Source organism: Bacteroides fragilis, from assembly GCF_019583405.1.
Taxonomy (GTDB): Bacteria; Bacteroidota; Bacteroidia; order Bacteroidales; family Bacteroidaceae; genus Bacteroides; species Bacteroides fragilis_B.
In genome coordinates, this window is the sequence record NZ_SZUU01000017.1 from 1 (window position 1) to 12,537 (window position 12,537).

The following is a 12,537-nucleotide window of genomic DNA, read 5'->3' on the forward strand; positions in this document are numbered from 1 at the left end:
GCCGCACTGCCCACCAAATACGATCTGGACTCGTATGATTCCCACAGGACGGAAGCTGTGGATGCCAGAAGGCTGAGAGAACTGCGTGAGCTGGTGTGGGTGAGCCAGGCATACAACCTGCTATTGATAGGACCTTCCGGAACAGGAAAGACCTTCATAGCGGCCGGGCTCGTGTATGAAGCGGTGAAAGCGGGATACAAGGCATACCTGATGACACTCGAGGATCTGCTCGCCTGCCTGAAAACGAAAGATGTCTCTGCCCATGCGATGAAAACATACAAGCGGATCATGAAAGCGCACCTGCTGGCCATAGACGATGTCACGCTGTTCCCCCTGAAAAGAGAAGATGCCTTGTTGCTGTTTAAACTCGTCAATGACTTCCAGGAAAGGACATCGCTCATCATCACGGCAAACAAAGCGCTCACCCGCTGGCTGGAGACATTGGAGGATGAAGCAATCACAGCGGCCCTGCTCGACAGGCTGCTCTACTGCTGCGAGATAATCAGGCTCGAAGGAACAAGCTATCGTATGGAGAATAGGAAAACAATTTTTAGTGATCAAAAACAGGATATGGGCACGTAAAAAGAGTTAAGGAAAGTGAAGCATCTTCGATGCTGGGGTGGGATATACTAAATTACCTAAAATTGTGCCGCGCAAATTTGCGCGCCACATGATAAAAGGGGGATTCAATCTACTACATATCCTCTAATGATAAACAGACTGTATTTATTTGGTATTTAGCCAAAACTTTATTCTCTAAGTGCTCCACTTTCTTGTGGAAAAGTTCTGGCTTGAAATTCTTTTTTTGACGTTTGACTTCTGCTACAATTGCACTTTTGTTATCTAAATAAATAGCTACAATGTCAATTTCGTTTTGATTGCCTTTGGGCTCCCACCACGAACCAATAAGACGGAATTCATAACTTTCAGCATATTTTTGCTTAAAATACTGTTCCAGGATTTTTCCTGAATATGTCGGATAGTCAGCTTTTATTAATTTTCGTAAGCCAACGAAATTTTTTATTTCAATGAGTGAACGATTTCTATCGAAATAATTAAACCAGAAATGAATAAAGTTATCGCATATTTCATATCTGACAGTTTGAGAACCCTCTTTAGAAAAGACAGGACGTTGGCGTACTACTATGTTATAATCTTCAATTAATCGCTTTAGATAACCGCCCAGACTCTTTTCGCCAAGTAGTGCTTCTATTTCCGTCTGAGTATTATACCCGCCAGAGATGGCACTCAGGATTGAGAAGTAAGTACCGTAATTCTTACCGAATTCCTCTATTAATAAATTTTTTCCTTCATCTGTAAAGGGCGAGTTGTCTCTGACCATGAAATCGATCATTTCATCAACGGTTAACACTCTGTTATCACAAAATAATTCGACGTATTTAGGAACTCCACCAGAAAATGAGTATAATGCCAATAAATCATCATTTGTATATTGGGGATGATAGTCTTTCATGATCTTCTTTAATACATTCAGACTGAAAGCAGAAAGTTTTATAATGTTGTCAGCACGGCCAAAAAGCGGCTCCTTTTCATTATGAAAAATCTTTTCCATTAAAGAATAAATAGAGCCACTCACAACGAAATTCATGTGGGTTTTTTGTCTATACTGATCCCAGATATCTTGTATATCACTATAAATTGACTTATTGATATTATAGAATTCTTGGAACTCATCTATAACCAAATTGAATGATTGTCTGGTAGCAGCTTCCATTATATACCGAAAGAGGGATTTGAAAGTCGATATTTCTTCTGGTACATAAATATCAAGTGCCTGGGAAACTAAGGTTATGAATTCCCGACATAGAGATGCTTCATTTTTTCTCCCCACAAACAAATAGATAGTAGGAGTTTTTTCAAAGGCTCTCATAATAAGACTTGTCTTACCTATCCTTCTTCTTCCGGTAACTACTGTTAGACGAGAGTTCTCTCCAAAAGATAATTCTTGTATCCTTTGTAATTCAGCTAATTCATTCTCTCTATTGTAAAACTTCATATTCTTTGTTTATTTAGTCCTTACTTTGTAACGGGGGTTACTGTAACCGCGGTTACAAAGATAACTCTATTTCTATTATTTCAAGTACAATGTTTCATAAGATTCCTCTGACGCTTTGTATAATAATGTTAATAGCTGATTGTGTTCTTTTCGATATGCCAATTTATATATGTCAACTATTTTAAACTAACGTCATGTCTATTATGATATAAGTTAATTATGAAGATTATATTTATAATATAACCTTATTTGTTTGTCATTTATACCCTTATGCTACCGCTAATATTTATAAATAATGGGTCTGTTTTTTTCTTTTTTATAATTATGTGAATTGTTTAAATTGCTGTATGTTAGCTATTTATTAAATGTGCTTATTATTCCATTTCTCCACATTTCGGTTACCGTCCCGATAGAACTTAGTAAACAGTTTTAAAAACACATATAAACATCTTTATTATTAACTCAAAAAGCAATACTTATGAAGAAAACCATCTTCTTGATTTTGTGCCTGTTATGTTCCATCGGAGCCATGGCACAAAAGAAATCAATCACAGGTGTGGTTACAGATGCTACCGGTGAATCAGTCATCGGAGCAAGTGTTGTCGAAGTCGGTACCACCAATGGTGTTATAACCGACATTGACGGCAAGTTTACATTAATGGTCGATCCCAATGGAAAGATCAAAGTCTCTTATGTTGGTTATCAGCCTCAAACGATCGATGTAAAGGACAGAAATTCTTTTAATATTAAGTTGAAGGAAGATTCTGAAATGCTGGATGAAGTGGTCGTAACAGGTTATGGCGGTAAACAATTGCGTTCTAAAGTGACTAACTCCATTGCCAAAGTAAAAGAGGAAACTTTAAAACAAGGTATGTTTACTAATCCAGCTCAAGCTCTTTCCGGTGCTGTAGCAGGTTTGTCAGTAAGTCAGACTTCGGGTAATCCGGGTAGTGCTCCAACTTTAGTACTCCGTGGTGGTACGAACTTTGATGGTTCCGGTTCTCCACTGATCTTAATTGACGGTCAGGTACGCTCTTCGCTGAGTGATATTAATCCGGATGATATTGAATCAATGGAGGTGTTGAAAGATGCCGGTGCAACTGCTATTTACGGTGCACGTGCTAATGATGGTGTAGTACTTGTAACAACAAAACGTGGTAAGGCGGGTAGAGCAGAGGTAAATCTAAAAGCAAAGTTTGGCTTGAACTACTTCAAGGATTCTTATAACTTTATGAATGCCGGTGATTACCTTTACTGGATGCGTACTGCTTATATGAATGCGTACGTTGGAGACATGAAACACCCGGATGGTGCTAATGTGAAAGGATGGTCTTCTCTAAGCGGATTGACTACTGCAACTCCTTATGGAACAGGTAATTTATATTTTGACAAGGATGGTGTAACGCCATTAGACGGAAATAAAACAAGTTCTGCTATTTGGAGTCCGATGATCTATTCAGACAATCTATCTTTTCTGCTCAATCAAGGATGGCAGACTATGATTGACCCGGTATATGGAGATAAAATTATTTATAAAAACACAGACATTGCTGATTTTAATATAAACACACCTTCATTCTCTCAGGATTATAACTTAAGCGTAAGCGGTGGTAATGATAAAGGAAGTTATTATGCCGGCTTGGGCTACAATAAGAGTGAGGGTACAGCAGTAGGTAACTGGTATCAACGAATTACTTTTACTTTTAATGCTGATTATAAACTTAAGGAATGGTTAACTTCTAATTCAAGTTTCAATTTTGCAGATGCGACCTGGAACGGACTTCCTGCATCGCAAACAGCTGAGGCTAACTATTTCTCACGCTGTCTTTCATTACCCCCTACTTTCCGTGGTTATAATGCAGATGGAGATATGCTATTAGGACCGAACTCCGGTGATGGTAACCAACAATACAATTTTAAGCAATTCGTTCGTGATAATAATACCGATAAGTTTACGATGAATCAATCTTTCACAATTGATTTCATGAAAGGTCTCTCATTAAAATTAGGAGCCATTTGGTATTATTCCGAAGAAAAAACAGAAGCTTTTAATAAAGACTATTTGAGCTCTCCGGGTAACTTGATTACATCTCACGCTACTTCAGCTTCATATAGCCGTACTTTAGACCAAACATATAATGCCGTATTGAACTATAATTATCAGATCAATAAGGACAACTTCTTGGATGCAATGGTTGGTTTTGAATACTATGATTCATACGGCAAAGGATTCAGTGCTTCTGGTTCCGGAGCTCCCACTGATGATTTTATGGATTTGGAATACACCTCAAAAGAGGAAGGTAAGCGTTCTATAGACTCTTCACACTCTCGTCAACGTATTATGTCATTCTTTGGACGTGTTAATTATGACTACCAATCTAAGTACTTGCTTTCTCTGGTTTTGAGGCGTGATGGATATTCCAAACTGGCCAAAGAAAACCGTTGGGGAGTATTTCCGGGTGTATCAGCGGGTTGGGTGTTCAGTAAAGAAGAATTTATGGAAAACACAGCATCTATTCTTTCATTCGGTAAATTACGTGCCAGCTTTGGTTTAAATGGTAATGTAAACAAGAACTTTGTTGGAAACTATACAGTTCAGGGAGCTTATGGCAGTAATCGCTATAATGGTTCAACCGGTTTCTTGTTAAGCAGCATTCCTAACCCATATCTGATGTGGGAAAAATCAAGAACCTTTGAAATTGGTTTGGATATGGGTTTTCTGGAAAATCGCATCAATGCTAACTTGACATATTACAACCGTTTGACTAGTGATAAATATGCTAATATCACAGTACCGTCTACTTCAGGTGTAAGTTCTGTTACTTCAAACAATGGTGAGTTCCAGAATCAAGGATTTGAATTTGAATTAGGATTCCGGATCATTGATTCCAAAGACTGGAAGTGGAACTTGAACTGGAATGGTGCTTTGAACAAAAACAAGGTTGTTTCTTTGCCGGACAATGGACTCGAAAGAAATCGTCAAAGTGCTTATCAGGTTTATACTGGAAACGGAGATGAAAAAATGTGGGTTGGTGGATATCAGGAAGGTCAACGTCCGGGCGATCTATACATGTTTGTGGCAGAAGGACTTTATAAATCTCAAGACGAAATCCCGACTAACTTGATTGACTTGACAACAGGTAATAACGGTTCAAGTGGCCGTCCTCTTTATGGTGGAACAGAAGGTTACAATAAATTGACAGATTCTCAAAAAGCCAATGCCCTTCCGATTCAGCCGGGTGACGTGAAGTGGAAAGATGTAAATGGTGATGGAGTTATTGATAATTATGACATGGTGAAAATTGGGAATACTGTTCCTAAATGGACAGGAGGTATCAATACTACTGTAAGCTGGAAGGACCTTACCTTGTCTGCACGTTTCGACTATGCATTGGGATTCACCGCAGTGGACTGGAAAACAATGTGGATCATGGCATGTGCTCAGGGTACTTATAATACCATTGAGGAAACCCAAAATACATGGACCCCTGAAAATCCGAACGCTAAATATCCAACTTATGTATGGGCCGATCAATTGGGTAAACGTAATTATTGCCGTAGCTCATCCATGTTTGCCTATAATGGAAACTACTTGGCATTGCGTGAACTCTCACTATCTTATAAATTACCATCTGTATGGGCGCAGAAGGCTAAATTGAGCAATGTGGAACTTTCTATTACAGGTCAGAACTTAGGCTATTTGACAGAAGCAAAACACCTATTCTCACCGGAAAAAGCAGATAATAATGGAGGATATCCATTACCTCGTACAGTGATTTTTGGTATTAATGTTTCTTTCTAAATATAAAAAGACAAATTATGAAAAAGATAATATATATTATTTCCTTATTTGTATCGTCTGTGCTTTACACTTCATGCGATGCATTGGATCTCGCTCCGGAAGACTATTTCGGAAGCGGCAACTACTGGAATAATAAAGCCCAGGTGGAAGGGTTTATGAATGGCATGCACTCTCAATTGAGAGGTAACTATAACATGTTTTATTGTTTGGGAGAATTGCGCGGTGGTACACAGCGCGTTGGTAGTTCTTCACAAAACACCAGTTTGGATTATGCCATATTGCGTACTAATACTTTAAGTCAGGACAATCCGGGATTCAGCAACTGGTTTGGATTATATAGCCCGATTATGCAAGTTAATCATTTCATTCAAAAAGTTGAGAATGAATGTGATTTTTTAAGTGAGGCAGACAGAAAAGCCTATTTAGGACAAGCATACGGTTTAAGAGCTCTTTATTATTTTATGCTTTATAAAACTTATGGCGGGGTACCTATTGTTACAACAGTCGAGTTACTGGATGGCAAAGTGACTGCGGATAAATTTTATGTTGAACGTGCTACACCCGAGGCCACTATGGCTTTCATAAAAGAGGATATCGGTAAATCTGAAAACTATTTTGGTACAGAAGAAGTGACCAATAAGTATGATAAGACAATGTGGTCTAAAGCTGCCACTCTGATGTTGAAAGCAGAAATCTATATGTGGGCTGCTAAAGTTTCTATAAATGGCTATACAGCTTCTGGAAGATCGGATTTAGAAACAGCCAAAACAGCTCTGAATGGAGTGATAGGCAAGTTCCAGCTATTGAATAAATTCAGTGACGTATTCAGCACGGCTAACCGCAATAATTCAGAGGTTATTTTCACCTTACACTTTGCCGATGGGGAAGCCACGAACTGGGGAGGAATGTTCCTCTATCAGGAGGCAGTATTCATTGGACAGGTATATGACCGTGATGATAATAAGATTGAAACGGATACATTAAATTTGAAGGGTACCGGAGGTGTATTCCGCCATGAATATACTGAAGATTTCTGGAAAAGCTATAGCGATAAAGACACTCGTCGTGATGCAACATTCTTAGAATATTATACCCAAAAGAATAAAGAAGGCTTTGGTTGTGTTATGCTTAAGGCTATTGGTTCTATCAACTCGAACAACAATCGTATTTATGATACCGATGTGATTGTTTACCGTTATGCGGATGCTTTATTGATGATGGCTGAAATAGAAAATGGTTTAGGAAATCCTTGTGCAGATTATATTAATGAAGTGCGTGAACGTGCATATGGCTCCAATTATGAGGCTAATAAATATACGGAAGGAAACTATGCAGAGAATGAATTGGCCATCCTCCAGGAACGTGATAAAGAGTTTGTTTGGGAAGGTAAGCGATGGTTTGATGTAGTACGTATGCATGATGCTAATGGCAAATCTCTTGCTTTCTCTGCTACTGCAAATTATCCTTCGGATAAACCTCTTTTGGACTCAAGTGAGGAATATAAGTTGTTATGGCCTATTGATGTTAACATTATGAGTGTTAACCCGTTGCTGAAACAGACACCTGGATATGAAAAATAAAACTTAATCAATAGGTTTCAAATACGATTATTTATTGAATGTAGAAGCTGTCTCGGTTATTATTGAGACAGCTTCTCTTTTTTCATGGCCATACACACATTACTCCTTATTCGCCAATCATATAGCCGATTTTTATATATGCAGATGAAGGAGGACAAAATAAAAGCGGGGAATGGCCGGCTGGACATTCCCCGCTATATTAACTAATCAATTTTCATATCCCGGAGTCTGTTTTAACGCCGGATTGTCTGTCAATACACTTTCATTAATCGGCCATAATAGGCGGGTGGCAACGGCAGAAGTGCGCTTTGTCACATAGTCTGCACCCAATAATCTTAAATCATACCAGCGTTTCCCTTCAAACATAAATTCACGCATGCGCTCTTTCAAAATGGCTTCCAAAGGATCTTCATCACCAGACATGTATTTATTATCCGTATAGAAGTCTCCTTTATCATTCGGATAAGATAGCGTAGCTTTGTTTAACTCAAAGAACTCTTTTCCATAAGCACGTTCACGAACTTGATTGATCTCAGCTGCCGGATCTTCTCCCAACAGCGCTTTTGCTTCAGCAAGTAATAACAGGCAGTCTGCATATCGATAAATGGGGTAATCATTCAAAAAACTGCGCTGTGAAGCTCCGTCCAACAGGACTCCCTGATACTTATTGCAGAAAGGAGCAATGTATTTAATTGTGCCATCTTCTTGCTTTTGGTAAACAGCTGTCATGGAAGCGTCCTTACGGGTATCTCCATCACGGAATGCCTTATTATACAAATCGTATCTTATCTGCAGACGAATCAAACCGTTAAGTTGTCCTTCAGGCAAATCTTTAAATGAAATTCCTTCTTTATTACAGTAAGTTGCAGTCATGTATGCCTGCTGTGGTACTAAGTTTTGTCTAAATCTATCGTCCCACATGTTATACTCATCTTTTGCATTACGTATAGAGAAAATAATTTCGGCATTATCTTTATTATTGTAAGCAAATACTTTTGAGAAATCATCCTGCAAGCTGACATTGGCATCACTGATAATTGATTGTAAAGCTGTTTTGGCTGTAGTATAATCTGTTGTGCCGCCACCCATTTGACGCCCACTCCATAAATAAACTTCACCTTTCAGCATTTGTGTTGCGGCCATTGACCAGTAATATCTGCCGAATTTGAAAGAGTAATCACTGCCGAATGCCTTTTCAGAAGCAATGATATCTTCTTTGATTTGTTTCATCACATCTTCTGCAGGAGAGGCTGCTTTTGAGAGGTTGCTTAAGTCTAAAGAGGCTCCATTCGTATAATCCAGATAGAGAATAACATCTCCCCAAGAACGCAATAAATGAAAGTAAAGATATGCCCGCATACCATAAGCTTCACCTAAATAATAGTCTTTAGTAGCTTCGGGAAGTACAGTCGTTTCTTTGGTTTTAGCGATCATCAAATTGATCTGATTAATCACTTTGTACATTCCTGCAAAGTTGGTTATTCCTGTGTTCTCCTTATTTATCGTATTGAAAGGCAAGCGTTCCATACCTTGAGTGGCTTCTCCTCCAAAGGGAACGTCTCCATAAATGTCCGCACGAGGCTCACCTAATAAGAAAAAATTAAAACTACATTCTCTAAGTAATGCATGCAAACCTACATTAAAGGTACTAAACTGAGCTTCAGTTTTCCAGTAGTTACTGTCCGCAATAGAACTGGTAGGTTCAATATCCAGTGCATCACATCTTGAAAACAGCAGGAGAGAAAGCCCTGCTAACATATATGTAAATATTTTCTTCATAATGCTATTTGTATTAATCATATATAATTTAGAATGTCACTGACAAACCGAATAAAACTGTTCTCGGAGTTGGATAGCGTCCGTTATCTATTCCACGACCATAAGTTGTATCTACAGCCGGTTCAGGAGAAACACCCGTGTATCCGGTGATATAGAATAAGTTCTGGCCTGTTACATAGACTGATGCGTCTGTCATGCCAACTTTACTGATCCATGTTTTAGGCAGATTGTAATTTAATGTCAATTCACGCAGAGCCAGATAATCACCCTTTTCATAGAAGCGCGAACTGTTATTATCAATAGCTGTATTACCATTATTTGAACGGGTAATATTTTTCTTGCTTAACTGGTCTGCGTAATAGAATGCAGGTAAATCTGTATCAGTATTGGTCTCACTCCATGTCTTTTTTACTTCTTTAATAATATTGAATGAACCTTGATACTGTCCCAAAGAACGTGCTGCGAGATCATTATAAATGGTATGTCCTAAAGCGTAATCGAAACGAGCATATAAAGAGAGGTTTTTATAACCCAATGTAGTAGAGAATCCACCAGTAATTTTGGGAAATATATTTCCTACCACTTGACGGTCATATCCATTGATTACACCATCGCCATTGATATCTTCCCAACAAACATCACCCGGTTCGATCGGTTGCCATCCTTCTTTTCCGGCATATTGGGCTGCAAGTCCGGGACCATATAAGTTGGCTACCTCGTCGATGCGGTTATTGGCATACTTTTTCACGTCATCCCAATCTTTGAATATATGATTTTGTTTGTAAGCAACCAATTCTCCCAGTTTACCACCTTCCTGACGGCCGGCAATCCATTTTGTTTCAGGAGTTCCATCGGCTTTTTTGCGTCCGGTTGCCACTTCATAGCCACCTACACGGTTATTTTCATTGCCGTTATAAGGTAATTTCACAATTTTGTTTGCTACAGAAGACAGATTGGCTGTAACATCCCATGTCAATCCTTTCGGGTTATTCAGAATGTTGGCTCTTACTTCCATTTCGAAACCATAGTTGCGCAGAGTTCCCATATTAGTCATGATCTCTGTAAAGCCTGTATATCCCGGAAGTGCTTGTTTAGTTAACAAGTCTTTAGTAGTACGGTTGTAGTAGTCAAGAATGAAACTTAACCGATTGTTTAAGAATCCGATGTCCAGACCAGCTTCAAATGATTGACTCTGTTCCCAACGCAAACCGGTATTTACCAAGCCCGAGTTGTAGAATGCTGTTGAACCTCCGTATGTCTTTGCACCTACTTGAGAGTAAGCACCATATACATCGAAATTTCCGATACCATTCACATTTCCATTTACACCATAACTAAGACGAGGTTTCAAAGTAGAAATAACTTCTGAGACTTTAGAATCCTTCCAGAAATTCTCTTCCATGATATTCCAACCCACAGACACACCGGGGAAAAATCCCCAACGGTTATCTTTCAGTTTTGAAATACCATCATAACGAGCAACAAATGAGATTAAATATCTCATGTCATAGTTATAATTGATGCGACCAAATCCTGAAAGAATACGGTATGCAGTTTTGGTTGTAGAAGTATAAGTTCTTGTAGAACCGGCATTTAGGGTCGGAATATCGTCAGTTGGAGAGTTTTGGGTTTTAGCCTCGAAATCGAACTGATCATAGGTGAAGTATTCAGTTCCTACCATTGCTTCCAGATTGTGTTTTTCAGCAAAAGTATCTGTGTATGTCAGTGTTCCGTTCAACTGGATCTGATTGTACTTCTGCACATATGCCTCTGCCTGACGTGTATTGTCCGGAGTTGCAGAAGATTGTGCCTGATATGATTTATTGAATTTTTCTCTTTGCCAGTCATAACGATAAAGAGAAGCATTACCATTCAAGACCAATTTTTTAGGTAAAATGTCAAGGGCAAATCCAATATTGTAAGTCGATTTGTTAGTACTGTTTTCGCTTGTCAATTTATCTCTATAATAATCGGGATTACCGTCTCCTGTACCGAAACCGGAGGCCGGAGTTCCATCTTCATTCCAAGGATTCCATGTAGGACGTTGAGAACGTGTACGGTAGAAAAATTCATATTGACCGATCCAGAGTTCCGGTTGAGTTGACCAAGAGTAAGTCGCATTTGCCTTTACCGTCAAAAAAGGAAATACTTTATAAGAACCGTTCAATGCACCATTGAAGCGCTCGTAACCAGTACCTCTAATCTGACCATCTTCTTTATAGTAGCCTAAACTTGCAGAAAAAGTCCCTTTATCATTACCACCTGTAATGTTCACATAATGATCTTGAGTTAAAGCACTATTGTTAAACACCACATCGTCCAATTCACCAGAGTAATCTTTATACAAGATCGTTTTTCCATCATAAAATGGGTCTGCCATAGAAGACCAACCTTCATTTTTCAGATTAGCATTTTCGTCTGTCAAATAGCGGATATCGAATAAGTCGTTGCCAATTCCATATCCCATTTGTGTATCGACATTAGTACGCCCGGTTCTTTTGTAACCCATACGGTTATAATAAATATAATCGTGTGCATCGCAAAAATCATAGCCTTTACGAGCGAAGTTCACGCCCATTTTAAATTTGTAATTAACAGACGCTTTTCCTTCTTTTCCACTTTTAGTCTCAACCAAAATAACACCACCATTGGCACGTGCACCATAGATTGCTGTTGAAGCGGCATCTTTCAAAACCTGAATAGATTCAATATCAGAAGGATTAATGTCACTCATACTATTACGAACAATACCATCAACTACAATAAGAGCCTTGCTATTATCGCCTGTAATGGTAGCACCTCCACGCAATGTAATATCCGGTTCACTACCAGGTTGCCCCGTTTTGTTAACAACACGAAGACCTGTAACAGAACCTTGCAAAGACTGTCCTGCATTACTGAAAGCTGCGTTTTTGAGTACAGAATTATCAAGTTTTGAAATAGCAGTAGTCAGAGTTGCACGTTTTTGCGAGCCACCATATCCTGTAATTACTACTTCATCTAACACCTCTGTATCTTCTTTTAGTACTACATTATAAATGTTTGCAGTACCAACAGTAATTGTTTGAGGTTTGTAACCAATATAGCTTACCGTGAATTTAGCGCCAGTAGCTATTGTCAATGAGAACTTGCCATCAAGGTTGGTAATTGTACCATTGGTTGTACCCTCCTCAACGACACTTGCACCGATGACAGATTCACCGGTACCATCTGTAACCACACCTGTGATGGATTTTGTTTGAGCTATAGCCCCTATAGAGCATAATAAGCACAAAATCAAGAAGATGGTTTTCTTCATAAGTATTGCTTTTTAGTTAATAATAAAGATAATTATAATTGCTTTTACTAAGTTCTATCGG

At 38.7% G+C, this 12,537-nt stretch carries 6 protein-coding genes; 3 read left to right on the plus strand and 3 right to left on the minus strand.

All coding sequences use genetic code 11. From position 1 onward, the window contains the following. On the plus strand, nucleotides 1–582 hold a 582-nt coding region (locus FDF36_RS20655), incomplete at its 5' end, for an ATP-binding protein (RefSeq protein ID WP_220392644.1). Nucleotides 583–694: 112 nt separating this feature from the next. Here FDF36_RS20655 and FDF36_RS20660 read toward each other — a convergent pair. Further along, the gene (locus FDF36_RS20660; protein ID WP_220392645.1) at nucleotides 695–2,017 is read right to left on the minus strand and encodes an ATP-binding protein; all 1,323 of its coding nucleotides are present in this window, start codon (nucleotides 2,015–2,017) and stop codon (nucleotides 695–697) included. A gap of 478 nt (nucleotides 2,018–2,495) precedes the next feature. Between FDF36_RS20660 and FDF36_RS20665 the strand changes: the two genes are divergently transcribed. Continuing rightward, nucleotides 2,496–5,819: a SusC/RagA family TonB-linked outer membrane protein gene (locus FDF36_RS20665; RefSeq protein WP_220392646.1), complete on the plus strand. Its 3,324-nt coding sequence runs from the start codon at nucleotides 2,496–2,498 to the stop codon at nucleotides 5,817–5,819. A gap of 17 nt (nucleotides 5,820–5,836) precedes the next feature. Beyond that, nucleotides 5,837–7,399, plus strand: a complete 1,563-nt coding sequence (locus FDF36_RS20670; protein ID WP_220392647.1) for a RagB/SusD family nutrient uptake outer membrane protein — start codon at nucleotides 5,837–5,839, stop codon at nucleotides 7,397–7,399. Between the two features lie 207 nt (nucleotides 7,400–7,606). Here FDF36_RS20670 and nanU read toward each other — a convergent pair whose 3' ends face one another. Further along, nucleotides 7,607–9,178 carry a SusD family outer membrane lipoprotein NanU gene (gene nanU / locus FDF36_RS20675; RefSeq protein ID WP_220392648.1) on the minus strand — a complete coding sequence of 524 codons (1,572 nt, stop codon included), beginning with the start codon at nucleotides 9,176–9,178 and terminating at the stop codon, nucleotides 7,607–7,609. 28 nt (nucleotides 9,179–9,206) lie between these two features. Next, entirely contained in the window at nucleotides 9,207–12,476 is a 3,270-nt protein-coding gene (locus FDF36_RS20680) for a SusC/RagA family TonB-linked outer membrane protein (protein ID WP_022011279.1), read from the minus strand. Nucleotides 12,477–12,537: the final 61 nt, after the last annotated feature.

Bases quoted from the DNA above. Each gene is read 5' to 3' on its own strand.
- FDF36_RS20665 (WP_220392646.1), top strand. From the start codon at position 2,496: ATGAAGAAAACCATCTTCTTGATTTTGTGCCTGTTATGTTCCATCGGA.
- FDF36_RS20670 (WP_220392647.1), top strand. From the start codon at position 5,837: ATGAAAAAGATAATATATATTATTTCCTTATTTGTATCGTCTGTGCTT.
- FDF36_RS20660 (WP_220392645.1), bottom strand. From the start codon at position 2,017: ATGAAGTTTTACAATAGAGAGAATGAATTAGCTGAATTACAAAGGATA.
- nanU (WP_220392648.1), bottom strand. From the start codon at position 9,178: ATGAAGAAAATATTTACATATATGTTAGCAGGGCTTTCTCTCCTGCTG.
- FDF36_RS20680 (WP_022011279.1), bottom strand. From the start codon at position 12,476: ATGAAGAAAACCATCTTCTTGATTTTGTGCTTATTATGCTCTATAGGG.